Here is a 24,816-nt window from a genome sequence, read left to right as displayed (position 1 = left end):
GATCGAGGCGGCATCAAACTGCTGTAGGTATCAATTCCTTAGTCATCTCTACTTCACGGCTGCTGGCATCTAAAGAGTATTCAGCCGAGTGACCGGTGAACTCAAAGCCTCTCTTGGAATAGGCCTTTTGCGCTTGCCCGTTGGCTTCGTGCACATGGAGAGTAAGGCGTCCACCGTTATTGCTGGCCCACGCTTCAATCGCCGATAGCAAGGAGTCTGTTAGACCTAGTTCAGTTCCTCGAAAATCCGGAGTTACATAGACACCTACAAACAGCGGCCCAACACTTGGGTGGGCGATGTACGCGGCCATAGTCCCTAGCCAGTTTCCGTTTTCAGCGATCGCAGCAACGGTGATGGAGCCTTCTCGGGAACCTTGTGCCCCACGGCGACGCCACTCCGTTTCATCCACGGCCAACGCATCAGCTTCAGTCTCGGAGCATGCTATTGGGGTGTCACTTATCATTTCCAGGCGAAGCTTCCGGATCTCGCGCCAGTCCGTTTCGGTGGTAGTTCTAATGACGAAATTCTCATTTTTCAGTGGATCAGCTTAGAGCACCATCTTGAACCGGGATGCTTTGTCAAAGTTTTCCTCTCTTGTCCTTCTGCGGGGCAACCTCGTGGTGTTCCATACATCCAGCTGCTGGGGTGGGTATCTCATGCCACCGGGAGCCGCTTCTATGGCTGTTTGCCAGTGATTGCCTCGCGATACGGGCAAAGACGGAACTACCTGACATACTCTGATCATGGTCGTTTCTTTCGAATGCACGACACCTTTTAGCATGCCAAAAGCGCAGCTATTTGATTTGGCGCGCAGCATTGACGCGCATAGGGACTCGATGGCGCACTCTCGTGAAAAAGCTGTCGCTGGTGTCACTTCGGGACTCATTTCGTTGGGAGAAGAGGTGACGTGGCGCGCATGGCATTTCGGTCTTCCGCTGCGGATGACAAGCCGGATCACACAAATGGTGGCGCCAGACTCCTTCGTTGATGAACAGGTTAATGGCCCGTTTAAGTCGTTCCGGCATATCCATGAGTTCAACCAGGACGCGAAGTGGACCACGATGATTGACCGCATAGAGTTCGCGGCACCCTTCGGCCCCGTCGGGCTACTCGTTGAGAAGCTGGTCCTGGCCCGCTATATGCAAAAAATTGATTGAAACACGGAATCGCCACCTCACCGAGGAACTGACGCACAGACAAGTCATCCGGTAACCCAACACCTTATGGACATAGGCGGGACCGAATTGGATCATTTGGTGGCTATGAGTTCGCCTTCGAAGCCGTCGGAGTTCACTAGGTAGGCAGCGTAGTTGTCAGGACCGCCAGCGTGGGGGTACTTCTCTGCAAATAACGGCCGCCAGCCATGGAGCTGGCTATCCACCATTAGGGCATCGACCTTTTCTTCACTTCCAGCATGAAATGCCAAGTGATTCAATCCCGGCGCTGTACGTTCATGCTCTCTGCTGGTCAGTGCTGGGGATTCCTCGGCGACAATATAGGTCGTACCTCGCCGCCAACTAATTCCTTGATCCCAATTCTGATCCGGCGAGTATCCCAAACGAGTCAGAATCCAACCCTATTCATCCTTGGCCCGTTCAAGGCTCGGCACCCACAGCTCGATATGGTGCAGGGAACCCTCTAGATCTTCGTTCACCTCCCAAGTCTCACACGGCCGTCCGCTAGCGGGAACCCTCTGCGGGACGTCCTAATTCAGACTTGCTCGGCAAGGTAGTCGTAGCTGAACGGCAAGGGGTCGCTGGCCATAACGCTCACAAGTCCATGTGGAGTATTGAGGATTACACGGATTCCTGGGTAGTAATCAACAAGAATCTGCCGATCCACCAACGGCCGTGATGCGATCATCGACTCCGGAGGGCAGTTCCTGGCAGGAGGTCCGGAGCGCGGAGAGCATGTCTGCAGAGGAATCAACTGCAGTGACGGAGTGTCCGAGTGTTGCGATGGTCTGCGTTCCCAGTCCTGTGCCGGCTCCGAGATCCAGTACTGCCAGTCGCTGACCGCTCAAGGGTGATCCCAATAGCCACGAGACCACCTCCGCCGACCAGCCGGGGCGAACCTCATCATGCAGAACAGCGCCGTGAGTCGAAGCTGTTGGTGCTCTTCGGGTCTGATGCATGCCTTCAGACTATCGATTATCAGGCGGGACTTCGCTTTGAATACCTAGGATCCGCTCCTACTGGGGTGAAGAATATGGTGCAACACAGCAACCCCTGCACGGTTGATCGGTGTCTTATCTGGATCGTGTCTGCCCATCCCATGCCATTGTGAGCGATTGTGGCAGAGTTGCCTGTGATCGAGTGGCCAAGAAAGGTTGATGTATTCGTGGATCTTGAGAGTAATCCGGAACTGGCGTCCCGATTGTGCCGTGAAGCGCAGGGGCGGTTGATGCGTCGCGTGTACCAGCTAACGAACGAGGGCGTCCAATCGGCAAGTCGGCTGCCGGGATGGACCGTGGGCCATGTACGGACCCATCTTGCTCGCAATGCGGACGCCCATGCGCGAAGACTGTCAGGTGCGCTGAGTGGCCATGATGTTCCTAAATACCAAAGTGGTGAGCAACAGCGCAGCACCGACATTTAAGATGGGGCCACGCGGTCAGCTGGTGAGATCATCGCCGATCTCCAATTCAGCATGGAGCGTCTCGAAGTGGTATTCACGCAATCAACTGCTGCAGGATGGCCCAACGGGCATTTCCTTGGCGGAGGGCATTACGGTGTGGCTGGTTGCCCGGCACACAGGCTCCGTGAGGTGGAGATGCACCACGTCGATCTCGGACTGGGCTACGGCCCGTTGGGTTGGCCGGATGAGTATGTGGACTGGGAACTTCCGGCATTGCTTGCAACCGCCTCCGAGCGACTCGATTCATCTGATAGTCGGCGGTTGTTTATGGCATGGTTAGCCGGACGCGGGCCGCTGGACAGCGAGATAACGCTGAACCCCTGGTAACCCCCAAGTCCCTCGAGACGTGCGGCCACAGAGAGAACACTCGGGCCGCTGGTGCCGAAAGCGAGGCCGTACAGTGCCTGCAGCTCGAACCCTCTGCGGAAAGACTCGCGGTAGCGCGGGGTTCCTACGTGAGGATGGTGAACTGAACCTTCGGTCCGCATCAAATTAGTCGGATTTCGACTGAATATAGATACCTCTGCCCTCCCTTGATAGGGTGTTCTATAGGAGGTGGCTGGAGTGGCCATAACTGATTACTCTATAGAGGCGGGACGCGCTAGGACGCTACGGCAGCAGGTGCACCTGAACCAGCTGGACTATCGGCGGGAGCTGTCCCGTCTGACGTCCCTGGGTGGTACGCAGCGGGAATGGGCCAGAGCGCTGGGCATCAGCCAGCCCAGCTTGTCTTCGGCACTGAAAACGGCAGGAACGGTGATCGCTGTCCGGCAAGGATTCTCAGGCGCTGACCCCTACGAGGTATGCCAACGGTACGCTGTGGGGCAGCTGACCCGGGAGCAACTCATCGACGAACTGATGCGTTGGGATTACGTGGCTCCCGAAAAGCGGGAGCACGATTACTTTGATGATCTGCGGTTCTCCACGCCCGGTTCCTTTGACGACGTGGGGCGGGCCTTCAACGATCGATTACTTGGTGGCGACCTCTACGACACCATTCTGCAAGCCGTCGATGTGCTCGTGATCACAGCATCCCGATTACGGGGTGAGCGGACGTCCAAATAAGGGAACCTGTTGCGGGATTAGGTGGAGACGTCTGATCCGTTTCTTCCCAGTGAACGGATATATGCTGCGTTCCCGCTGATCGCTGGTTTGTACCTCTCGATGTCTGATGTGCGAACGAAATCCACCAACAAGTCCAGCAGGGCTGCAACGGCCGCATCTGGTTGGCCTGCGGCGTGGAGGGTAATTGCTTCAAAAATGCCCAGAGCAGGCGATTCTGGAAATGTGTTGCGAGCGGTTGCGAAGACGTCGAGTGACTTCTCGTATTCGCCTACGTTCCTCAACGTTGAGCCGTACTGAACATAACAACGGCGCAGCAGGTCGCCTTCCAGCCCAGCAGCGAGAGCCCGCTCATAGAATCCCCGAGCCACTTCTTCCTGGCCACCGGTGTCGTATGCTCCTCCTGCCTCGTAGAGCACTCGTGCATTATCTGGATTGGATGCGTAGAGAGGGAGCATTGCATCTATGGTCGGCTGCATGTTATTCCGGTCCCTGGCGGCAAAGATCCGGTCAAGCTCATCGTCTAAAGACATGACGTTCAGTCTTCCATAAGCTGAGTGCCGTAAGTCGAACCTCCCGCGGGACTGGTTTGATTTGGTTTGGCGTCGTTGTGATCACCTGGGCTCCTAGCGGCGTTCTGTTCCTAACCAGAGCGATTGGTTGGCAGTTTGCATCTTGGATGTGTCCAGCTGCGAGAATTTGAGGAACCGTGCCCAGAATCGCTCTGTACTGTTGCTTCGCATACGGGTCATTCGCCTGGTCGATATACCTCGTAGATGAACTTCGGCTTGGTGGGCGGTGCTACCAGCATCTGGGTGAGCCTTTCAGGCATGAAATCCGCGAATTGGTCCTTGTCACTGGGGTCTGCAACGACCGTGAGCTCTGCGGGTAGCCACTGGGCCACATTGGGCCAGCGTTCGATGATCTCGTGACTGTCCAGCGGCCCGTCCCCGAAGATGTGCAGCAACCCATCGGGGTATTCCACAAGGGTGCCTTGTAGGTGGGGCCGGACGAGGTCGGCGTACAGCGGAGAGAACCACGACAACCAGGTCGGGTGAGGGGCAAGACCTTGCCAGCGACCCGAACTAGTTGTTTGGTAGTACCGATGGGTTTTGGATGCTGTCGTCCATAGTGAGCGCCCGTTCCAGTGCCAGCCGGGGTCCACCTCCACGGTGGTATAAAAGCTGCGCAGTTCGGTGGCCACGGCGACGACGAATCGTTCGAAGGCTTTGCGCCACGTAGGATCCTCCAGTATTTCTCTGTGGACGCTGAGGGATACTGTCTGAACGTCGCCGTCGCGGTAGCCACGGTCTTGATCTGTGTTGCCACCGAACACGCCGTTGAAGAAGCTGCTTGAGACCGGCAACGTAGCTTTCGTAAACACACTGTTCCCATATTCGTCTGCGAAAGCAGCAGTGAAAGCTGAGTCGCCATCCCTGGCCAGATTCCCCTGCAATGGTTCAAAGGAGCCGAAGCGCGTAGGTACCGCCTCGGGAAGGATTTGCCGGGCCAGGTCAAGGTATCGCTGCGGGAAGTCGTCTGGGGCTTCGTCCATGAGGTGGTACCAGCGCACCTCTACCAAGTCGACTATGGCGTCTTTCTCGGGTTTGACTGCTCGGCGAATGCTGGTTTTGGGCCAGAGCTCATCCGTCTGAAGATCCATGGCCACACCTTGCCCTGCTTTGGCTAGGCGTTTTGCGAACCGGACAGCATGGGGGATGGCGACCGGATCGCTACCTTCGACCAGAATGCTGTACATGGTTCCTACGCCAAGGACCGAGGCGGTGACCTCATCCGGAATGTCATCTACTTCGACATCGAAAGGGCCTTCGAGGGTGGAACAGTAGGCCGCTTTCTTACCGCGGAGCAGGCGCAGGAACTGGGGCCCGGACAAGTCTGTGTCAACACTTTCCTCTAGTCGCAGCCCCGGGGACTCATCGACCACAGCGGTCAGGGCGTCAAGGTCAAGTGCTTCCGGCATGTACACGGCAAGGTCATACGACATGACAACAGGCTAGATGTAATCAGTGGCACATCAAAACCCGAGCACCAGGACGCTGAAAGCGGCGACGTAGCCCCCAACTGGGGTGGACGATACATCGCAAAGCCGGTAGGCACACGGGTCATCGAAACCAGCTCAGCGCCATCGCGACGACTCTTTCAGTCGCGTTCCGCAAGGGAACCTCCTGTGGGATGGACCAATTTGAGCAAACGTGCACTAAAAGTTCAGAGTTTTCTTGTCGGAAAATGGGGAATGCGGGTCTACTTCTAAACGTGAAGACGTAGACCCGGGGTCCGTGTTTAGTAAGTACTGACTCTCACGTCACGAGTCTTCGGCTCGCCACCCTCTGTCCAGGTCAAGTGGGATGTTCCGGAGTCTGTACAAGGTGCCTATACCCGGGCGATTTAGTCCGTTGACTCTCGGCATGAGGACGCCACATAATGATGGTGCTTAGGTAGTTGTGGTCTGGATTCTTGAGTTTTTCTCTGGGCTTCCCGTAGGAAACAGCTTTACCGCTCAAACAGTGGTCGCTATGGCATTTTCTATCCCACCATTTGGGAAGGTGGGGTCTTTGTAACGAAACATGGAGAGTGAACGAATGGTACTCGGGTCACGTGGGTGTTTTCCGTGGTGAAGAAGACTTGGAAACGGTTCTTAGTTTGGGCGAAATCGAGCTTGGCAGGACAGAGGCTGCTATTGGCCGCGAAAACGTCACTGGCTGTGGGAGTGGCATGGATTCTAGCTCGTTACATGCCCGGAGTGGCGGATAAATATCCGTATTACGCTCCGCTGGGCGCTTTGGTTAGCATGTATCCGACATTGATGGGGTCGGTGCGAGCAGGATTGCAAACGTTGGCTGGACTTTTTATAGGCATTGCACTGGCCGCCGGGGTTCTTTTAGCAGGTACTCCGAATATTCTCAGCATTTCTTTGGCGGTAGGACTGGTGTTTTGGTAGCAGGTGACCCTCGTTTGGGGGTGGGCAAAGATTATGTGCCCGTGGCTGTTCTCTTTGTTTTGATCGTTGGTGGGCAGGATGCGGATTCGTACTCGGTTGGGTACGCGCTGCAGATGGCCCTCGGGGTCACCGTAGGATTGGTCGTGAATCTGCTGATCTTCCCGCCTTTGGCCATAGATGCCGCTCGATTGCTGGTTTCTCGCGGTAGGAATCTGTTGGTCGGTCAGCTAGAGGACATCGCTCGTGCTTTGGTGGAGAGTTGGCCGCCGGAACGTGAAGATTGGTCTCAACGCTCAGGGCTTATTAACACTACTGTGAGTGAGATTAGGGGAGCGGCCTACCACGCGGATGAAAGCCGTAAAGGTAACCCCCGTGCCTACCTGCATTCCCGTCACCAGCTTGTCACTGAGAGCTTTGAAGACCTGAATACTTTGGAAGCCGTTGCCTTTAATATTCGTGATATTACAGAGGTTCTTTCCACTGTTATTTGGGGCAACGACTCTAACAATCGACTTCATCCAAATACTTGCAAGCCCATGAGCGAGTGTTTGCAATCGGTAGGATCTCTGATGAGTTCTTGGGATAAGGGAACGGCCGAGCAACGACATTTTGATCAAGCTCGGGAGGCACTTAATCTGCTTGATTCTGAACTGAAACGTTCGGCGCGTCAAGAGGACTTGTCGTTGACCCCAGGTGCTGCAGTAGCTTTCGATTGCGAGCGGATCTTAAACTCCCTGCACCAACGAATTATAAAAGATAGGGCAGAAGAACCGGTTTAGAATGAAAAGTTCATAGTACTCACCGTACCTAAAGTTTTCTTTTTACCTTTCGTCTTAGGTGGTTACCGCAAGGTCAGCGTACGAGTTGTGCCTGGCGGTTTCGAAGCGAGGTATGCACTTCTTCGGGCAGTGTCTCGATGGGGACGAGGACGATGTCGTCCACTTTCCCGTTAATTTGGAGGCATTTTTACGGGCTTCAGCGAGTCTAGTAAGAGTAGGAGCGTGGCCATTACGCGGAACAACAATGACTCGATTTGTAACACGTGTCCTTGGTCCGGTATTCAAGACCCTACCTCGTCAACCTAAGGTAGCTCTTGTAGGCACTCAATATAGAAGTCCAGCACCGACATGTTCAAAGGTGTCCGCAACAAGAAATAGAGGGTGATTATGACAGGTGAGCAAACCTGGACAGTAGGTGATTTTTCAGTGCTCGTTTTAGTGCATGGTCGGGCGGACCATCTACGGCGTTTGTTGGCTGGTGTGAATGCCTCCAAGCTGCGTCCTGCTGAGGTGGTGATCGTTTATATGGACGATTCCTGTCCGGCTCCGATACGTTGTGATGTTCCTTTGCGCATCATCCACATATCTTCCTCTGAGTCTCGTTCGGGTTTGCCGTTGTCGCAAGCGCGGAATAGGGCTGCCGCGGCTGCCCGAACACCAAACCTTATTTTCCTGGACGTGGATTCCATTCCATCGTCGGACTTGTTCGGCACTTTCATGCAGGTATTGAGCGAGGAGACTGTCCTAGCCATGGCAGAGCCACGATATTTGACGAAGCCGTTAGAGTCCACACAGGTAGCGGATGATAAGTCTTTACTCGCCGCCTCCATCAGACATCACACCCGTGATCGACTCCCCACGGAATCAAACATGTCCGGACACGCAATGTTCTGGTCTTTGGGTTTCGCAATCCACGCTACTGTCTTTGCCGAAGTGGGTGGGTTCGACGAGAGTTATACCGGATACGGCGGAGAGGATACTGACTTCGCGTTTCGAATCCGGGAGGCAAAGATCCCAGTGAAGTTCATAGAAGCACCGGTGTTCCATCAGCACCATGGGGTCTATAACCCGCCGTTGAACCACTTCTTGGAGATTGTTGAGAATGCGCGTTTGTTTCACTCCCGCTGGAGTGTATGGCCCATGGAAGGTTGGTTGAGGGCTTTTGCCCGTTTGGGATTGATTTCTTGGATACCGTCTAGGGCTTCCCTCACTGTGCGGCGTATTCCCACGGCTGAAGAAATTCAAGCAGCTCATATCTCGACGGCTTACTAGAAAATGACGGAAGTCTGGGCGTCTGTTGCCGTTGCATGCAAGAGATCGAGCAGTCTTTCATTGAAATTGGTCGGCTGAATAAAAAGAGTTTTTGCTAGCGCGTGTGGATCACTGATTGCGGCCTGTTCTAGTATCCGTGGCCAATCTACCGATGTAGACCAGTTTTCGACCATCTCGAGACCAGCACGTTTGTGCAGAGCCACTGCAAAGGTCAGTTGCTCCGCATACGGGCGCTCTTCGGGCACTAACAGAACGGGTCTGTGGCAGTTCGCAGCAGCGACCACAGCGTTGTGTCCAGCAGAACTGATGATCACTGTAGCCGAGCGCATGATGGGTATTGGATCCGAAAGAACACCGTGGAGTCTCAAATTTGAAGGAAGCGGTGTGGCATCTGCTTCCACGGAACCCACAACGTCCCAGTCCCATTCTGGCGAAGCAGCGGCGGCTCGTGCCAGGTGCTCTAAGGGAATCGCGGATGCTAAGGATGTTTGCACTACCACTTTCTGCTGTCCCGGCGTGTAGGAAGTGTCATGACCGGGGGAAAACGAAGAATCCTTTGGCTCTGCCACCGAAAGGTAGTGAGTCTTGTAACCAAATTTCTCCAGATGCGTGGGATCTTCCAAACTGACAGGAAAGTAGCCGAAAATGGTGTCCGCCAACGAGTACGCCAGTTGGTGTGCCGGGTCGTTCCGATTGCCTGGCATCCGACGGAAAGCAACCCGATAGCCACTCAATCGAGCGAAGAGTGCGACTTCTACGGAAACATCGACCATCACTACATCCGGAGCGAATTGTTTCCACGCCCTGTTGAGTTCCGCAAAACGTTGTTGAATGAGCTCGCCTGTGGGGGCGTAGTGCAAGAAAGATCCGGGCGGCAATGCTGGTTCAGGAATAGCAGCAATCACATCTGGAACTAGGTTCACATATTCCAAGTTGCCCTTCAGCAGAGCGTTGTTACGAGGACCTGTGCTGGTGACTTGAAGATCGAACAAATTGCTGGCCGCAATTTTTTGGGCATGACGCAGATGGCCAGTACCAAAATGATGGGCGTAGTAAGAAACCTTGTATCGGTTCATGACCCCTCTGAGGCTTGGGAGAAGGAACGATGAACCATAGAGTGAAGTATCCGCTCATAACCTTCGATCATTCCAGCCAGAGCGAACCTGCTGGCTCGTGCCTGAACCTGCTTACGGTCCATGTCTTTGGCTCGGGTCGCTGCCACCGATAGTGACTTACTGTCGCGGCTGTCAGCGACAACGCCTCCGGTCGTGCCAATGAGTTCAGCCATAGCACCGGCAGGTAGCGCAGCCACCGGGGTTCCACAGGCCATAGCTTCGAGCGTGGTGAGTCCGAACGGTTCCTCCCAGAGAGGAGAGGAGAGAAATACTTGGGACGAAGCGATCAAGCGCTGTAATTTTTGTTGATTTAGGTGTCCCAAATACATGATGTCATCATCGAGTTGCGGCTCAATCTGGCTCCGGAAGTACTCTTGGTCGTGGATGGGACCGGCAATACGCAATTTCAGGGACGCTTCACGTGCTGCGGCAATTGCCACGTGGGTACCTTTCTCCGCTGCGATACGTCCGGTCCAAGCCGCTACTGAATGTTTCGGCTCGGCCCACTCGTCCCAGTGCGACAAATCGATGCCATTGTGAACGATTTCAATGGTCGGTAGCCATTCTCGCCAAGGACATGCATTGGCTTCGGAGACAGTAACGTAACGGTGCCACTGCTGCAGCGTTGTGGCCGGATCCCTCAACATCTCGATCAATCGGGGTAGCGGCGGAGTATGCAGAACATGAAGGGTAGGTAACTGCATCAAAAGACGGTGGGGTACAGGGCTTAATGAATTATTCACCACCGCGTCAAAGCAACCTGCCTGAATGAGTTTCACCGCTCGCTCCATGGCTCCGTCGAGGACCTCATGCTGTTCGTTAGTCCTCTCGTCCTCCGGGTACCCACGCACTACGAACCCAGCGTCAAGAACAGGGACCAGAGGGCAGTCAACAACACTGCCGCCTTTAGCGAAGAGTGTTACCTCATGACCTTGAGCAACCAATCCGGTAACCAGGTGCGCAGTGTGGGACTCCATACCCCCTGCGAATGGTGAGGTGATCGGATGGTGAAGATGGGCTAGGACGGCAATGCGCAAAGGGCTGGACCCTATAGGTACCTGGGATTTCATAGCAGCATCGACATGGCCAGCAGGCTCCCTTAATTTTTTATTGCCTCAAGACGCGGATGGGGATCAATTCAGATTTCGTTACTATTAGATAACACAAGGACGTCACAAATACCAATTCACTCTTCCTAGCGGACAGAGTAGGTGTGAGTAGTCTTAACCATCGACCAGTTCCTAGGAGAGCCAGAGTGACCTGCGGAGGGCAGGCGGTGTCATACTCTCGAAGCAACAAGTTGGTTGAGTAGAGGAGTTGCTGGTGGGTCGTAGGGCGTTGTCGTTTTTGGATCGCGCGGATATCGCTGTAGGTATACTGGCTGGCAAGACGGATCGGCAGATCGGCGCGGATCTTGGCCGGGACCACACGATTATTTGGCGCGAACGCCACTGGAATTCGACGAAGACCCGTGACTACCGTCCGGTGAGTGCCGACTGTGCTGCCGAGCGCCGGCGAAGCCGTCCGTAGGCACGGAAAATCGATACAGATGTGGTTCTTGCAACCCGGGTGAAGGTGGATCTGGCCAGGTCGAGGGCGCCGCGGCAGATCGTAAGGCCGTTTGCGTTTAGAAGCCACAGACGCCAGCGTTGAGACCATGACGGAATCACCCGACGTCGAAGGCCACACTGTCTCCCACGAAGCGATCTACCGATGGATCTACGCCCTGACTAAGGGCGAGCTGGCCTAGTCAGGAATCCTGCTGCAATCCAAGCGTACGAAGCGTAAATCCGTGAAGCCGCTGGGTGAACACAACGGTGGACGGATCATTGGCATGGTCAGCATTGATGACCGTTCCGAGGAAGCCTCAGATCGCCGTGTTCCCAGCGCGTGGGAGGGTGATTTGATGGTCGATAAAAGCAGCAAGAGTGCCATCGCAACCCTCGTTGAGAGGAACAGCAGGTTCCTGATCATGCTGGGCCTGCCCGAAGGTAAGAAGGCCGACGGACTCGCCGATGTCCTCATAGATCTGGTCAATGACCTGCCGGTGTTGATGCGCGGGTCCTTGACGTGGGACCAAGGCACCGAGATGGCCCGCCACGCCCAACTCACGCTGGCTACGGACTTGCCGGTGTATTTCGCGCACCCCCACTCGGCGTGGTAACGCCCGTCGAATGAGAACACGAATGGGCTGATCAGGGAATATCTGCCCAAGGGTATCGAGCTGACCAGCCACCAGCCCTATCTAGACTCCATCGCGGACGAGCGCAACGACCGCCCCCCCCGCGCCGTCCTGGGATTCCTGACACCCCGAGAAGTATTCACCAAGATGCTCAACGACGATGTTGCTAAGACCGCTGGACACCGCCCACCGCTGCTCGGGTTCTTGCATATCTATTCAAATTTCAGCAAACGTACGGTTGTTTACGACCTGATGATGGGTGGACGAGTTCAAACGTTCAAGGTGTGAGAGTGATCAGCCAGCACTGAAGGACTCGTCGCCGTCTTCTTGGCCATGCTCGGAACCCGCACCTTCTCGGTTTGTTCCAGAGCCATCAGGGAGGGTATCCGGATTATTTTTATCGTCTCGTTGGGCGTTTTCGCTATCTGGTTTTTCGTGGGTGGACCCCTTGTGGTCTTTCCCTTCGAGATTTTCTTCGTTGGTTGATGCTTGCTTTCGCGTTTCCATGGTGACAGCCTCAACACCTGGGGGCATTTCTTGCTCCGGAGTGGGTGTGCCGTAGCCGCCTTCGGTTGGTTCTGGTTGTTGCGTCGGGTATTCACTGGTGCTCATAGTGTTCTCCTTCGTTGGTATCAAGGGTATAACAGTTCAATCTACTGTGGATATATCCAATAGTGTTGGGACTTACCGCGAATACAGTTGTTCTTATTCTGTGTTCATCGCTGATGCCACTGTTAGGTAGTTCTTATTGAGTGTCTTGTTCGGTGGGGAGGGCTTCGTGGTGGGGTAGACCGTGTGTACGCCGGCCCTCTTTCATCTCTGCTTCAAAGAGATGACGTTTCCCTTCGACTAGTTCATGCCTGGCCATAGACTCGGCTTCTTTAAACGCGGAGTAATACCCATCGTCGTAATCCTCTACTATCTGGAACGTCCAACGACCATTGATGACGTTCCTACCGACTAGCTCTTGCTCCAGATGCTCGGCCAGTGCCTCAGCACCGGATTCTCGCAGAAGCTCAACAGCTTCACCGAGCGCTAAATCTGCTTTGCCTGTTAAGCGATGGAATCCATAGAGATATCCGCGGGCGTGCTCCACCACCTCTAAAGCTTCCGAGAGTTTCCCCAGTGCCTTGACGGTTGCATCACTAACCCCTGCGTCCCGCCGGTGGTCATCATCAGGTCCGTCGTCGCTCTTGAGAGTTCTCATGATTAGTAGCATAAGTCTTCTTATCCCAGTGCCCGCGTTGACTCATCAAAGATGCCCGCGTAGCTGTTATCGAAGAATCATTTGGTAATGCCCGCGTAGCGGCGCGTCTGCCGTGCTGGCATCTGTTGGCGGGGCACTGTGAGCCATGGAGCTTTTGATGAGTCAACGTCAGGCGATCACGAAGGCCAGTGCCCTTCGGTATTCCCGTTCGAGCCGGGCTGCTAAGAAGACTATTTTGGATGAGTTGTGCGCGGTGACGGGCTGGCATCGGGACCATGCGCGTAAGGGGTTACGGCAGGCGCTGGTGCTTAAGGTGGTGAAGGCGAGGCCGCCCCGGCCGCCGCTGTACGGGGAGTCCGTGATAGAGGCGTTGAGGTTTTGCTGGGCCGTTCAGGGCACACCCTGTGGCAGGTTGCTGGCGGCGGCCTTACCCGATCTTGTGCCCCGGCTGCGCCGGTTCAAGGAACTGGATATTGACGATGTGACAGCTCAATTGTTGTTACGGATTGCCCCGGCCATGATCGATCGCCGGCTCAAAGGAGATCGGGGAAAGCTTGACCCACGCGGGCGCTCTCGTACCAAGCCCGGGACGCTGCTCAAAGACTCCATCCCGATGCGGACCTGGGCCGAGTGGGACGACGCTGTCCCCGGTTTTGTCGAGATAGATTTAGTTGGTCATGAGGGTGGCAATTCCCGGGGCGAGTTCTGTTTCACCCTTGATATCACTGACATCGCCACGGGATGGACCGAGACCCGGTCGGTGAAGAACAAGGCCCAGAAATGGGTGTTTGCGGCCATCAAGGATGCCACTGCGGCGTTCCCGTTTCCGATCCTTGGACTCGATAGCGATAACGGCAGTGAGTTCATCAATTGGGAGTTGTTTCGCTGGTGTGAGCAGGAGAATTTGACGTTCACTAGGTCTAGGTCCGGGAACAAGAATGACGGTGCGCATGTGGAGCAGAAGAACTGGCACATCGTCCGCCAGACCGTCGGCTACCACCGCTACGACACCGCTGCAGAACTGGAGTTGCTGAACCAGATTTGGGCGCTGCAACGCCTGTTGACGAACCACTTCGGTCCCCAGCAGAAACTCGTCAAGAAAGTCCGCACCGGGGCGAAGATCACCAAGAAGTACGACCTGCCGGCCACCCCGTACCAACAAGTCCTGGCCGACACGGGGACCGTGAAGAAAGCAGTCAAGACAAAACTGGCAAGGGAGAACAAACCGCTGAACCCGGCCGCCATCCAACGCCAGCTCCAACACCTCGCCAGCGAACTGCTGACACTAACAACGGCAAAACAAGGCGCCAAGAATCAACCAGCCCTGCGGGCACTATCAAATGATTCCACGAAGAAACCTAAGCGGGCATCTTGACATGATTCCCCGGGGAGGTCAGCCCCGGCGATGATCTACTGACTCGCATTGTAAGAAGCGGCTATAGGCGTTCCCATCAATGGAACCATTATTGAGATGTATGGTTTTGGGTATCTGGCTGGGTCGGAGCTGGTGTTGAGTATTCGTGCTGTTCTGTGTTAACTGCAACTCTAAACTGACCACAGGCGGCATTTAGATTTGACCGTTTGCGGCAGTGGTCAGTTCTAAATTGCAGTTGACAACGTAGCGCTCTGTCCTCCAGAGGGGCCGCCGGGTCTGCCCGGCCGTGGAGGTGTTGGGACGTGAGTGAGAGTAGTTTCGATAACATCATCCATGCACCCGTGCGGTTGAGGATCTGTGGACTCTTGCACCAGGCTGACAATCTTGATTTCGCCGTACTCCAGGATGCGCTGGAGGTCTCTGACGCGACCCTCTCTAAGAACGTGAAGGTCCTAGCCTCAGCCGGTTACGTCTCTTCTGGGAAGAACGCGTCCGTGGACCGGCGCGACGCGCGCCAGATCACCTAGATATCCCTGACGAGCGCAGGACGATCCGCCTTGAAGCCCACGTGCAAGCACTCCAGAAGATTGCAGGGAAACCCACCTAAGACCGCGATCTCGCAGAAGAAGTTCATCCCGTGGTGTCTCGCACAGACCTTTGAAAACGTCCCATATGCCGGACCACAGAGGGGCCACTGGGATCACAAGCAAATTTTCAAGGCTTGGTAGAGCCGACGTTCCTTTGAGGAACGGCTTGTGCGACAGACCTCTTGAGGCTGGTCGTCAGGCGAGTGGGTCAGTCCGCGGTGAAGTGCGCGACGTACCGGCGTTGCCACGGTGTCTCGACTGCGCGTGAGTTGTATTGCTCGCGAACGAATTTCACTGCCTTGTCGGCGGGCACGCCGTCGAGCACAGCGATACACGCCAGCGCGGTGCCCGTGCGCCCATGGCCGCCATCGCAAAAGATCTCGACTCGTTCTCTCTCGGAACGAAGCCAGGCTTCACGCAGCGCGTCCCGCGCGTCGTCGCGGTCCTTGGGCAGCGGAAAGTCGGGCCACAGCACCCATCGTGCTTCCCATTTGGACGGGGAAGGTCTCTTGCCCAGGAGGTAGACCGCGAAGTCGGGTGTAGCTCCACTGGGGATTTGTTGATGTAGGCCGCGGCCGCGCAGTAATCGGCCCGACGGCAAACGCATCACACCCGAATCGTCAGCATCCCAAACACTGTGCATGATCCCAACCTATCTGCCGACAAAGGACAAGGCAGTGCGTATCGTGGGGACGGGGCCGTAAGGGAAGCCTGAGTGGAACAACCCGTCTGCCAGTGCCTCTTGGCCTGAGGCGATACAAATAATGTAAGTTATCACCCGATCCATCATGCTCTCTGACGCCGATTCACACGCCAATACGCTTTGTGCTGGCCAGTGTCGTATACATTCAATACGAGCGATAAAAGCAGGTATGTCCCATTCCAAATTGCTTGAAAGGCAGAGCCCGTGCTCGAATCGGCAACTTTCGCGATTAATGCCTGGAGTCATGTCGTGGACTTCGTCGTGGAGCCCTTTCCTTCGGTAGACCCTTTAGCTGCCCTCCAGGCGGCCGTGCGCGGGCAGATGCAGGAGACTGGCCTGGCGGTTCCGTTGGTCTCCACTGGAATTTATTCAGGACCCATTGACCTCACTGTTGAGGTCCTTCGAGCTAGACCGGAGTCCATCTCTCCAGGCTGGGAAGACATCCACGAGGTGTCCGTGAGGCTCCCGGAGGGCCGAGCGTACTTCAACACGCCAACTGACTGGGATATGAAGGACGTCGGCACGATCATGGCTGGTGAGAAGGGCAGCTACCGAGTCAGGCTCCACGCTACGGGCCGCGACGAAGCCTTTGACTTGGTCGTGGAATCTTCAGTGGAACGGCACTTGGTTCAGTTCTGGAAGGAATCACCATCACCGGCAACTGTGCTGTCCTCCGAATCTGGGCAAGGAAAGAATCTGCCGCGTTTCATCAAAATGTGGCAGGAACCTACTACTGCCACCTCTCACGCTGGTCCATGATTGGTAACACTGATTCCCCGTCAGCGCAGCAGGAGCCGTTTGCCCCAAAAAACCCAGACAAGTAGTGGGATCAGGAAGTATGGCTGCCCCGCCGTTTGGGGAACGGCATAAGGGCGCTTGAAGCTCTGTGTGAGACTTTATCTATGATCTCCATACGGCAGCGAAAAGAAGCTGATCTCGACACGATAGTTGGATGGGTACCCGATGCTGCGGCTCTCTACCTATTCACTGGATCACGCTTGACGTGGCCACTATCGACAAAGAAGCTCTCAGAGATGGAGAGCAACCCGAACCTCAGCGCATGGATTGGCTCGAGCGACAGCAACGGCAAACGCGTAGGCCATTTCGATCTCACCCAGCACGGCGTTTCCTTCCGGATCGGTCGAGTCATCATCGATCCGGCACAACGAGGTCAAGGGCTCGCCGGGCTTCTCGTCGCGCAGGCCGTGGCCAAGGGTCAAGCGCTAGGAGCCTCCCGCATCACGCTAAATGTCATCGCCGGAAATTCGCCCGCCATCCGCACATATGAGCGAATCGGATTCAGAACTACTCCAACGTCAGTGGAACCCAGCGTCTTGGCTATGGAACTCTTGCTGCGATAGACACCCGAAGAGGGACCATCACCGTGCAGCTTTCAATGTTGGCACTGAAGCTGACTCCTGGGTGATTCTCGGCCAGAGCAGGTTTCCGTAGGCGGAACGCTCATCGGGATGGTTTGCGGGTTGCCTGGTCTAGGTCATGGGATGCGGGGTAGGGAAGCCAGTTGGCGATCAAGCTTCGGACTGTCAGTGGTTAACCCTGGGCGGGAAGCAGCGCGAATTGAGCGGGCGCAGAAGGTTGCGTGAGAAAAGCATATGCGGACGAAATTTGCCAGAAAGAACTGAGCGGCTGAGATGCCCTTGAGCCAGTAGCCGATCTGGTGCACGACCCTCCGCTCGAGGCTTTTCTCCATTGTGCTGTCAATGCGGTTGCTCTGGCACACTTACCTTATGATTCAGCGGGCAACAATCGATGACGTCAATACCTTAGTGGCACTTCGGGCAGCGATGTTCGAAGCCATGGGCCATGAGGGCCACTCCGAAGCGGCATGGAGTTACGAAGCGTCGAAGTGGTTCGCGGAGCACTTGAACGTGGACGCGTGCGCGTACATCGTCTACGTCGCTGACACAGCTGTTGCAGCCGCACTCGGCTACGTGCATACGGCACCGCCGTCCCCATCGAGTAGCGCCACCGTCACCGGACACTTGTCGAACGTGATCACCCTCGAAGGCCACCGTCGCCAGGGACATGCCCGCGCATGCGTCGAAGCACTTGTCCGCTGGTTTCGTGACGAAACCGCCGTTGCGAGAGTTGACCTTGCGGCCAGCGAAGACGGGCTCGCCCTCTATGAATCTCTTGGTTGGACGCGCCGAGAGCAGCCAACACTTCGTTTGCCGATCAGTCGTGTCTGAGCCACCGTCGGTGTACGTGCTAAAAAAATACTGCACTGAACTTCCACATAGCCTGCATCACCCATCCACACCAGCCAGTAACGGGAACCTTGAACGGGCGGTGGAGTACAGCTCTCATGTATGCATGGAGACCACGGGCTGATCAGGCATGAACCATCGCGGTTTCTGCCACGGCGACCTAACGACCCAAACTGTTTGGCGTTGCCGGGTGCTACTAGCGTTCAACCATGCATTCTGTTGAATACGGGTCAGGCACCCCGATCCTGATAATCCATGGATTCTGCGTCGACCATCGCCTATTGCTTGGACTTGATCCCGCACTTGCTTCCCAGGGGGAATGGAAACGTGTCTACATTGACCTACCGGGCATGGGAATGTCAGCAGCAGGGCCGCAGATTGATAGTGCCGATGCCGTCGCGGAGGCAGTGGTTGCATTCGCCCGCAGGACCTTTGGCGCCGAAAAATTTGCCGTCCTTGGAAATTCGTTTGGCGGAATGATCGCCCGGCACATTGCGGCCGAATTCGGCGACCAGGTATTAGGCATCGCGCTCCTTTGCCCGGTGGTAGTGGCAGAGCACGGCTCTCGAACGGTGCCGTCGCAGACTGTCTTGCGAAAAGACAAACTCCTACTGGAATCCCTGGATGCTGTGGATCGCTCAGACTACGAGGCAATGGCGGTCGTCCAATCCAGCGAGAATTGGGCACTCTTCCGCGATTCCGTCCTGCCAGGATTGCGAGCATTCGACCAAGCCGCGATCGAACGGATTTCGGGACGCTACGCGCTGTCTATCGAGCCGGAGGAACGAGCACCCAAGTTTGAGGGTCCCGCCGTTTTCATCATGGGACGACAAGACCACGTAGTCGGTTTTCAGGATCAGATGGAGCTTTCAGACCACTACTTGCAGTCTACAATTGCGATTCTGGACCGAGCAGGACATAACGCACATCTTGACCAACATGAAATCACCGCAACCCTCCTCCAAGAGTGGCTTGTTCGGATGGAAAGTTGGAAGCAAAATGGCTCTTCCAGCTTGCCTGTCGCCTGATTGCTGTCCGGGGATGGCACCCAGTTCAGGCGACCTCGAACATCCATTCCGTGGCCGCAGGCGGAACGCTCTACGGGACGTTCGTTTATGGCCATCGCTAGACTTGGCTCAACCCTGTCGGACGAAGGCAAGGGTTCGCTATCCGGGCGTGGCATACTGTGCCTATGAATTCAGTGCCGACCTTCGCTCAGGGACTTCGATTGCCTCAGGATGTTTCTGGAACGGATAGACGGGGGGTCCCCGATCTATCTACGTTCACCAATGATGTTGAGGGATATATCCGTCTTCATCAAGAAGCGCTGCGGAACAAAGATTTCGCCCAACGCGCGTATGCCTGCTGGGGACTGGTGGCCCGCGGCCTAGCTTCGGTGGATTGGATCAAAGGCGCGCTCATTGATCCGGACGACGATGTACTCGCTGACGCTGCAGGTATCTTACGTTGGATCGGGCCGCCACCTGAATGGCTGCCGGAAATTAGAGTTTTGGCTGAAGCACTTCCAGACGGAGAGCCGACCGATGCGCTCTTCGAGCTCTTGACTGAGATCGAAGGCCCTGGACCATCGGATCCGAAATCTAGCGACTCGGAATCGCTTTACGGTGGAGCGCACCGGCCGTTCACGGAGCCCATCTGGTACGTCAATGCCTCTTTCGACCGAGTCGCTGCGGCTACAAGGGAATGGTTGGATGGGCTCGGTGGCCGCAGCTACACAAATTTGAACGAGCCACTCCCTACTATGCTCGGCCGTTTTGAACCGGGGGCCGGTGTATCGCCGAAACACTTGTTGGTGGCAACGTCTGATGATCAGTGGACGGCTGTTTTTAGCCAAGATGGGGATATAGGGACAGCCAATGTCATCGGAGCCCGGCTGGATTGCCTGCATTTCCGTAGTTCTCATCATCGTCATATCACCAGCAACAAGCAGATTGTCAGCTACGGGGGCACCTCGCTCTGGATCAAGTCAGGGGCCAACTATCTTCGGTCGATCCAAGCCAGCTACCAGTCCCGATGGGAGTGGGATATTAGTGGAGAACCCTTACCGTTCGAGAATCTTGAGAGCTACACGGCAAAAGTAATTAGAGACAGATTCCCACTCAGCCGTTTAAACGAGTACTGCCGGGCCCTTGGCGTAGATCGAAACAGCCCCGATTTTTACACCTCCGAGGGGCTACTCATCGAAGAAGATACCAGCGCCTGGGATACCTCCCACCTTCCCTGATAACAGGGGCGAATTGGGAAACGCTAGAGGGGCGGGTAGCTGAGTTTTCGAGCGTCTCAATTATCACCATACGAAGTTCTTCGGCATCAGAGTATTTCGCACCCGGGCTCGGGGAGCAGAGCCAAAGCGTATTGAGCATCTCGTCGGTTCGCACGTCATCGAAGTAGTCATTGACGAGAACGCCTTCTAGTGCATGCGCGGCGACAGTGGAGTCGTCACTTGCCAAGATTGTGGCAGCCGTCTCGAGGAATCGCCCTGAAACCCTGATGGCGAAAGACTACCCCTGGAACTTTTGGTGAGGCGCGCGGTTTTGAATCCTGTCCCATAAGCCGGTCGGATATCGGCCTGTGGATTCATGCGCGCGCTGGAGCTGAAAAGTCGCTCCATGGCAGTTCCAGAGGGGAACCCCTGGCGGGACACTTGCGGCTATTTGGTTCAGATTAGGTTTTGCCTCAAACCGATGCCGTGGCCGAATGGTTCAGGCGTGCGCGTAGTGCCCTCTGAAGGGCCTTGTCCCGAGGAAGAGTGAGAGAGAGCTGGCGCCGATCAGGGCTATGAGATCTCCACCTATCAGGCAAAGTAGGACGCCTGGGGTTCCGTAACCCAGGATGTTCAATGCGATGAAAGCTGAGATCCCGAGAATTATGAAGGCAAGGAGACAGCCGACGATGGCGCGCAACCAGCCATAGGCCGGTGGCCCGAATTTGTCCTTCCGGGCGAGTGCGACAATCTTCAATCCAATGAGGGCGACAGCTTGCCAGCAGGCAATTGCCAGGACTCCCCAGATGATGGCCGGAACCGCGATGTTGCTGACCTCGGGGAACGTGGAAATCACTTGCTCCACCGCGGTGGGAAGAACCCGGACTTGGATATAGACGAGAAAGAGCAGCACGATGAGAAGTCCCGTCATTAACGCAGTTGAGGTTCCTCGACGCATCATTTTCTCCTACCGTAACTTGGTTCTCGCCCAAGGGGTCATTCCATTCGACACGATACCTGTGCCCTTCGAGACTGGCAATGATGAAATACGGCTGCTGGCACTCGGGTTGGGGCGAGGCTACTCCATGTGTCGCTGACGGGAACCCCCTGCGGGTGCTTGGAGCTCTGTGTGAGACTTTATCTATGATCTCCATTCGGCCACGAAAAGAAGCAGATCTTGCCACGGTAGTTGAGTGGGTACCAGATGCTGCGGCTCTTTACCTTTTCACTGGGCCACGCTTGAGGTGGCCACTAACGACAGAGCAGCTCTCAGAGATGGAGAGCGAGCCGAACCTCAGCGCATGGATTGGGGCGAGCAGCAGCAACGGCATGTCCGTAGGCCATTTCGATCTCACCCAGCACGACGAGACATTCCGGATCGGTCGGGTCATCATCGATCCCGCACAACGAGGTCAGAGGCTCGCCGCCACTCTAGTCGAGCTGGCCGTGGCCAAGGTTCAAGCACTGGGAGCGTCCAGAATCACGCTAAATGTCATCGCCGGGAATTCGCCCGCCATCCGCACTTATGAGCGAATCGGATTCAGGACCTATCCAACGTCAACGGAACCAGGTGTCGTTTCTATGGAACTCTTGCTCTGATAGACCTGAAGAGGGGATGTCAGTGGGCCGCTTTTGTTTGCACCGATGGTGATTTCGGGGTCATGCGCGACCCATGCGGGCTTCCGCAAGGGAACCTCCTACGGGACAGCTATGCATACGCTCGCCGTGTCAGCCGCGGCTCCAGCATCAGTGGCAAGGAGTTCCTCGTCCCTGACATCACTGGCGTCACTGAGGGCGGCGAGTTGTTACCCATGCACCCAGAAGGCCTAGCTACGATCTTCGAGGTGATTGGCTGAAAACCAGATAGTAGAAACAGCGAGACACCGCGCATCTGGTGCCTCGCCGTTTCTCGCTTTTAAGGCTTTTGAGTTCATCCGACGAGGCGGCCCACAATGTACAGCACCTGGCAAATCAGGAATAACGACGGCGGCGAAAGGTACAGCCAGTACTTGGCAGTCTTGAGTCTCTTTGATTGCGGTTCCCACACCAGTCTTGTCCGGACGATTCCGGCGAGGAGCATGGACAGAGCGACGGACAGAATCGGTGACAGGATACCCACCCACATGGAAGCCTCGCCCACCGTTGAGGATGTTCCGATTGCCAAGGACAGCCCCAAGACGAGAACAACGCCAGCCAGTAGTCCATAGCTGATAAAAATCAGCACAACCATCACAGTGGGGGCCATGAAGTTCCCGTTCTTGTCCCGCACGGTGCAGAGATAGCCAAGTCCAGGCAGCGATATCAAGAAGGCCAAGCCAATTAGGGCGCCAAGATAGGGCGCCACGGACCCGCTAAATTGGACTGAGCTTTGGAAGGCAACTGCTAGGGTCCAGGCCACGTAGATGATGAGAAGTGCTGTGAATGCGGTGCCCCTCAGAAGCCCAATGCTGTGGCGGGAGATTTGGGCAGCCACCGTTTCGCTGTCCGCTTCGGTAATCTTCACGTCGTGAGGTTGATCCATGCTGGGTACCTTTTAGTCATTGTTAGCTTGTAGTGGCCTATTTTTCTAGCAGATTTGCTGAGCCGAAGGCCTCTCTGGAATGGGTGTTGTAGATCGTGATGCTGTGAGCGTCAGGGAAAAAATCAATCATGTAGCTCAGGTCATAGCTCTGGTTTCCAGTGATGGATTTGAGTTTCTCGAGACTGTAGGTGGTGGGTTCATTGACGACGTTGTACCCGTCCGCATTTTTGGTCATGGCCCCCCCGTACTCGCGGTCAAATATAGTTCGGCCCCATAGTCCCCAGGGCTAGTGGAAAAGTCTGTTAATTCCAGAGTCAGGCTATCGGGAGTCTGGGTGATGATGATCTCGCCGCTTGTTGGAATGGCCTGAGAAACGAATGTTCCGGACAGGGTCTTAGAAAGTGGTGCGGTAGCAAGTGGGCTAGAGCTTACTGACTTCACCGTGGAGCTCTGGACTGTCTTGATAGGTGCTGTCGCGGTCGTGCAGCCCGAGCTAGACGAGGTGGCAATGATCCCAACTGCGAGTAATCGAACAAATTTCATGGTTCCCCCAAATGAGTTACAGGCCTAGTGGCTGATCTTCAATACATCGAAACACAGCAACACTACGCTTTACATCAACCCGTAGGTTGAACCGTCGCCGAACTCAATTGCTATTAATCATCGTTGCCACGGCGTAGGCTGAGGTCTTGGTAGGCTCGGTTTTTGGAACCGTTTGGGCGTAAAGGTGGGGGAAATGAATTCAAGAAATGTTCTGGCAATGACTGCAGTAGTGGTCATGATGGCACTGACTGGTTGCTCGGCACAGGCAAGCGCATCAGCTGAAGCTGCCGGGGGCATCGCCTCAACACCGGGTGAAAAATGCTCAGGGGGATTCGAGTCCATCTGGAATTCGACCCCAGTTGACGGCAATGTATCCGAGCTGCCCCAGGAGACCGTGACGGTAGTTTCGGAGACGGGCCGTATCTTTGATGCCATGCGCAGGGGATCGGACGGGACAGCGGAGGCCGTTGCACCAGAGAGCGTCGATTACAAAGTCAATGTGGATCCGTCTTGGCCGAAGAACCACGCCGTGATGATCGATACTGCTACGGATAAGGTTCTTGAAATCATCGAAATACCGGCCGATTTGCCCTTGTGTGAGTAGGCTCTGGAACCATTCATACACTAGAACTGTCTGAAAGGTTCGTGGGTGAATGGCCATGAAAGAGCGATCAAGAATTCACCCATATGGAAGCACCAGCTCCCGCAGCTGGAACGCTCTGCGGTCATCACGGTTGATGAAATCATCCCTTGGTTGGGCGATCCAACTTTCATATCCTGGAAGAATTGACAGATGGCACCCAGCCCGAATGCTACCGCGGTCGTTATGGGTGCACTCGCCGTGACTCACAAGGAAATGATCTGAATTGCAACGAATGCCACTACGAGGATGGCTTGGACTAACCTTGCTCTCCTTCCTTGTCCTCGGCGTCACGTTTTTCATCGGGATATTCGCCTCCGGTAAGGACACTGACGAGACATGCGCGAAGGCAGGCCAACTGCTTGACAATAACTATCGGTCGCAGAACTGGCAAGAACCAGGGCGATTCTTCCCTCTACACAACAAATGCAACGCCGGTTATGACATGATCCCGGTCTGGGTCAATCCTGCTCTGGTGATATTCGCCGTTCTAACGGCCACATTTATCTGCGCGTTTATCGTCGCGGCGACCAAACGTTTGAAAGCACACCGACGAGAAAGCCAAATTCATGTCAAGCGGTAAGTCACCCGCCGCAGTCTTCTCGGAGCTACCGTCGCAGTCTCCGGCACGCTGGAGTTCCCCATGAATGCGGCTCTCTTTATTCCGTAAGGGGTCTGTCCGTATAGGATCTCAGAACCGTCCCGTAAGCCTGTCCGGCTCCGGGGCGTTGAACCGCCCAGCTCAGCAGTCGATGCGTGATCGATGGTGCTGCCCGCAGGGG

General features: G+C 55.5%; 30 protein-coding genes and 1 pseudogene. 18 read left to right on the top strand and 13 right to left on the bottom strand.

All coding sequences use genetic code 11. From position 1 onward, the window contains the following. Positions 1-13: 13 nt before the first annotated feature. Positions 14-409, bottom strand: coding sequence for a GNAT family N-acetyltransferase (locus ABIB48_RS02470; protein ID WP_245932245.1), 396 nt, complete (start codon positions 407-409; stop codon positions 14-16). Between the two features lie 334 nt (positions 410-743). On the opposite strand from ABIB48_RS02470, the gene ABIB48_RS02465 reads away from it, so the two are divergent. Continuing rightward, a complete protein-coding gene (locus ABIB48_RS02465) occupies positions 744-1,157 on the top strand; it encodes an SRPBCC family protein (protein WP_110106896.1) in 414 nt (137 codons plus the stop codon). Between the two features lie 92 nt (positions 1,158-1,249). Here the strand turns inward: ABIB48_RS02465 and ABIB48_RS02460 are convergent, their stop codons facing one another. Both ABIB48_RS02460 and ABIB48_RS02455 read right to left on the bottom strand, forming a co-directional pair. Further along, on the bottom strand, positions 1,250-1,384 hold the full coding sequence (locus tag ABIB48_RS02460) for a VOC family protein (RefSeq protein WP_306457008.1): 135 nt from the start codon (positions 1,382-1,384) through the stop codon (positions 1,250-1,252). Between the two features lie 435 nt (positions 1,385-1,819). Continuing rightward, positions 1,820-2,134 carry a class I SAM-dependent methyltransferase gene (locus ABIB48_RS02455; RefSeq protein WP_110106895.1) on the bottom strand — a complete coding sequence of 105 codons (315 nt, stop codon included), beginning with the start codon at positions 2,132-2,134 and terminating at the stop codon, positions 1,820-1,822. 158 nt (positions 2,135-2,292) lie between these two features. On the opposite strand from ABIB48_RS02455, the gene ABIB48_RS02450 reads away from it, so the two are divergent. The 3 genes from ABIB48_RS02450 to ABIB48_RS02440 all read left to right on the top strand — a co-directional run bounded on the left by ABIB48_RS02450 (position 2,293) and on the right by ABIB48_RS02440 (position 3,702). Continuing rightward, the gene (locus ABIB48_RS02450; RefSeq protein ID WP_354211766.1) at positions 2,293-2,598 is read left to right on the top strand and encodes a maleylpyruvate isomerase N-terminal domain-containing protein; all 306 of its coding nucleotides are present in this window, start codon (positions 2,293-2,295) and stop codon (positions 2,596-2,598) included. Between the two features lie 66 nt (positions 2,599-2,664). Beyond that, on the top strand, positions 2,665-2,964 hold the full coding sequence (locus ABIB48_RS02445; RefSeq protein WP_354211764.1) for a DinB family protein: 300 nt from the start codon (positions 2,665-2,667) through the stop codon (positions 2,962-2,964). 237 nt (positions 2,965-3,201) lie between these two features. Beyond that, positions 3,202-3,702: a hypothetical protein gene (locus ABIB48_RS02440; RefSeq protein WP_354211762.1), complete on the top strand. Its 501-nt coding sequence runs from the start codon at positions 3,202-3,204 to the stop codon at positions 3,700-3,702. 17 nt (positions 3,703-3,719) lie between these two features. Here ABIB48_RS02440 and ABIB48_RS02435 read toward each other — a convergent pair whose 3' ends face one another. Continuing rightward, positions 3,720-4,232: a tetratricopeptide repeat protein gene (locus ABIB48_RS02435; protein ID WP_110106893.1), complete on the bottom strand. Its 513-nt coding sequence runs from the start codon at positions 4,230-4,232 to the stop codon at positions 3,720-3,722. Between the two features lie 215 nt (positions 4,233-4,447). Beyond that, complete coding sequence (locus tag ABIB48_RS02430) at positions 4,448-5,704, bottom strand: BTB/POZ domain-containing protein (RefSeq protein ID WP_354211759.1); 1,257 nt, start codon at positions 5,702-5,704, stop codon at positions 4,448-4,450. A 624-nt stretch (positions 5,705-6,328) separates the two neighbouring features. On the opposite strand from ABIB48_RS02430, the gene ABIB48_RS02425 reads away from it, so the two are divergent. The 3 genes from ABIB48_RS02425 (at position 6,329) to ABIB48_RS02415 (ending at position 8,709) form a co-directional block, all read left to right on the top strand. Next, a complete protein-coding gene (locus ABIB48_RS02425) occupies positions 6,329-6,658 on the top strand; it encodes an FUSC family protein (protein ID WP_354211757.1) in 330 nt (109 codons plus the stop codon). Between the two features lie 41 nt (positions 6,659-6,699). After that, on the top strand, positions 6,700-7,437 hold the full coding sequence (locus tag ABIB48_RS02420) for an aromatic acid exporter family protein (protein WP_354211755.1): 738 nt from the start codon (positions 6,700-6,702) through the stop codon (positions 7,435-7,437). Positions 7,438-7,824: 387 nt separating this feature from the next. After that, positions 7,825-8,709, top strand: a complete 885-nt coding sequence (locus ABIB48_RS02415; protein WP_354211753.1) for a glycosyltransferase family 2 protein — start codon at positions 7,825-7,827, stop codon at positions 8,707-8,709. Here ABIB48_RS02415 and ABIB48_RS02410 read toward each other — a convergent pair. Next, complete coding sequence (locus tag ABIB48_RS02410; RefSeq protein ID WP_354211751.1) at positions 8,706-9,785, bottom strand: hypothetical protein; 1,080 nt, start codon at positions 9,783-9,785, stop codon at positions 8,706-8,708. The two genes, ABIB48_RS02415 and ABIB48_RS02410, sit on opposite strands and share 4 nt — an antisense overlap. After that, positions 9,782-10,801 carry a glycosyltransferase gene (locus ABIB48_RS02405; protein ID WP_354211749.1) on the bottom strand — a complete coding sequence of 340 codons (1,020 nt, stop codon included), beginning with the start codon at positions 10,799-10,801 and terminating at the stop codon, positions 9,782-9,784. Before ABIB48_RS02405 ends, ABIB48_RS02410 begins: the two co-directional genes overlap by 4 nt. Positions 10,802-11,147: 346 nt before the next feature. Between ABIB48_RS02405 and ABIB48_RS18020 the strand changes: the two are divergent. Beyond that, positions 11,148-12,183 (top strand): annotated as a pseudogene (locus tag ABIB48_RS18020) (IS30 family transposase); the annotation flags it as partial. Positions 12,184-12,300: 117 nt separating this feature from the next. On the opposite strand, the gene ABIB48_RS02390 reads toward ABIB48_RS18020, so the two are convergent. Continuing rightward, positions 12,301-12,618: a hypothetical protein gene (locus ABIB48_RS02390; RefSeq protein ID WP_315913543.1), complete on the bottom strand. Its 318-nt coding sequence runs from the start codon at positions 12,616-12,618 to the stop codon at positions 12,301-12,303. Positions 12,619-12,751: 133 nt separating this feature from the next. Then, positions 12,752-13,213, bottom strand: coding sequence for a hypothetical protein (locus tag ABIB48_RS02385; protein WP_354211744.1), 462 nt, complete (start codon positions 13,211-13,213; stop codon positions 12,752-12,754). A gap of 157 nt (positions 13,214-13,370) precedes the next feature. Between ABIB48_RS02385 and ABIB48_RS02380 the strand changes: the two genes are divergently transcribed. Together ABIB48_RS02380 and ABIB48_RS02375 are read left to right on the top strand one after the other, a co-directional pair. Further along, a complete protein-coding gene (locus ABIB48_RS02380; RefSeq protein ID WP_354211742.1) occupies positions 13,371-14,588 on the top strand; it encodes an integrase catalytic domain-containing protein in 1,218 nt (405 codons plus the stop codon). A gap of 302 nt (positions 14,589-14,890) precedes the next feature. Further along, on the top strand, positions 14,891-15,115 hold the full coding sequence (locus tag ABIB48_RS02375) for a transcriptional regulator (protein ID WP_245932315.1): 225 nt from the start codon (positions 14,891-14,893) through the stop codon (positions 15,113-15,115). 268 nt (positions 15,116-15,383) lie between these two features. Here ABIB48_RS02375 and ABIB48_RS02370 read toward each other — a convergent pair whose 3' ends face one another. Further along, positions 15,384-15,818 carry a protein-tyrosine phosphatase family protein gene (locus ABIB48_RS02370; RefSeq protein WP_110107745.1) on the bottom strand — a complete coding sequence of 145 codons (435 nt, stop codon included), beginning with the start codon at positions 15,816-15,818 and terminating at the stop codon, positions 15,384-15,386. 264 nt (positions 15,819-16,082) lie between these two features. On the opposite strand from ABIB48_RS02370, the gene ABIB48_RS02365 reads away from it, so the two are divergent. From ABIB48_RS02365 to ABIB48_RS02345, 5 genes are all read left to right on the top strand, one after another. After that, on the top strand, positions 16,083-16,637 hold the full coding sequence (locus tag ABIB48_RS02365) for a hypothetical protein (protein WP_354211740.1): 555 nt from the start codon (positions 16,083-16,085) through the stop codon (positions 16,635-16,637). Positions 16,638-16,780: 143 nt separating this feature from the next. Next, positions 16,781-17,239 carry a GNAT family N-acetyltransferase gene (locus ABIB48_RS02360; RefSeq protein WP_110107741.1) on the top strand — a complete coding sequence of 153 codons (459 nt, stop codon included), beginning with the start codon at positions 16,781-16,783 and terminating at the stop codon, positions 17,237-17,239. Positions 17,240-17,626: 387 nt separating this feature from the next. Then, positions 17,627-18,088: a GNAT family N-acetyltransferase gene (locus ABIB48_RS02355; protein WP_179442409.1), complete on the top strand. Its 462-nt coding sequence runs from the start codon at positions 17,627-17,629 to the stop codon at positions 18,086-18,088. 227 nt (positions 18,089-18,315) lie between these two features. Continuing rightward, a complete protein-coding gene (locus tag ABIB48_RS02350; RefSeq protein ID WP_110107737.1) occupies positions 18,316-19,134 on the top strand; it encodes an alpha/beta fold hydrolase in 819 nt (272 codons plus the stop codon). A gap of 164 nt (positions 19,135-19,298) precedes the next feature. Further along, a complete protein-coding gene (locus ABIB48_RS02345) occupies positions 19,299-20,351 on the top strand; it encodes a HEAT repeat domain-containing protein (protein ID WP_354211738.1) in 1,053 nt (350 codons plus the stop codon). A 478-nt stretch (positions 20,352-20,829) separates the two neighbouring features. On the opposite strand, the gene ABIB48_RS02340 is transcribed toward ABIB48_RS02345, so the two are convergent. Then, positions 20,830-21,291: a DUF2975 domain-containing protein gene (locus ABIB48_RS02340; RefSeq protein ID WP_354211736.1), complete on the bottom strand. Its 462-nt coding sequence runs from the start codon at positions 21,289-21,291 to the stop codon at positions 20,830-20,832. A gap of 182 nt (positions 21,292-21,473) precedes the next feature. On the opposite strand from ABIB48_RS02340, the gene ABIB48_RS02335 reads away from it, so the two are divergent. Together ABIB48_RS02335 and ABIB48_RS02330 are read left to right on the top strand one after the other, a co-directional pair. Then, positions 21,474-21,929, top strand: a complete 456-nt coding sequence (locus ABIB48_RS02335; RefSeq protein ID WP_354211734.1) for a GNAT family N-acetyltransferase — start codon at positions 21,474-21,476, stop codon at positions 21,927-21,929. Positions 21,930-21,991: 62 nt separating this feature from the next. After that, positions 21,992-22,186, top strand: a complete 195-nt coding sequence (locus tag ABIB48_RS02330; RefSeq protein ID WP_354211732.1) for a hypothetical protein — start codon at positions 21,992-21,994, stop codon at positions 22,184-22,186. A 74-nt stretch (positions 22,187-22,260) separates the two neighbouring features. On the opposite strand, the gene ABIB48_RS02325 is transcribed toward ABIB48_RS02330, so the two are convergent. Next, on the bottom strand, positions 22,261-22,851 hold the full coding sequence (locus ABIB48_RS02325; RefSeq protein ID WP_110107658.1) for a hypothetical protein: 591 nt from the start codon (positions 22,849-22,851) through the stop codon (positions 22,261-22,263). Between the two features lie 37 nt (positions 22,852-22,888). Beyond that, positions 22,889-23,086 (bottom strand): hypothetical protein, encoded by a 198-nt coding sequence (locus tag ABIB48_RS02320; protein ID WP_110107656.1) that lies wholly within the window; start codon positions 23,084-23,086, stop codon positions 22,889-22,891. A gap of 501 nt (positions 23,087-23,587) precedes the next feature. Between ABIB48_RS02320 and ABIB48_RS02315 the strand changes: the two genes are divergently transcribed. Next, positions 23,588-23,998 carry a hypothetical protein gene (locus tag ABIB48_RS02315; RefSeq protein ID WP_146213098.1) on the top strand — a complete coding sequence of 137 codons (411 nt, stop codon included), beginning with the start codon at positions 23,588-23,590 and terminating at the stop codon, positions 23,996-23,998. Positions 23,999-24,816 lie beyond the last annotated feature (818 nt).

The sequence above is a fragment of the Arthrobacter sp. UYCu511 genome (genome assembly GCF_040547105.1).
Taxonomy (GTDB): Bacteria; Actinomycetota; Actinomycetes; order Actinomycetales; family Micrococcaceae; genus Specibacter; species Specibacter psychrochitiniphilus.
The sequence above is the reverse complement of the archived record's forward strand: the minus strand, read 5'-3'. Positions and strand labels throughout refer to the sequence as shown.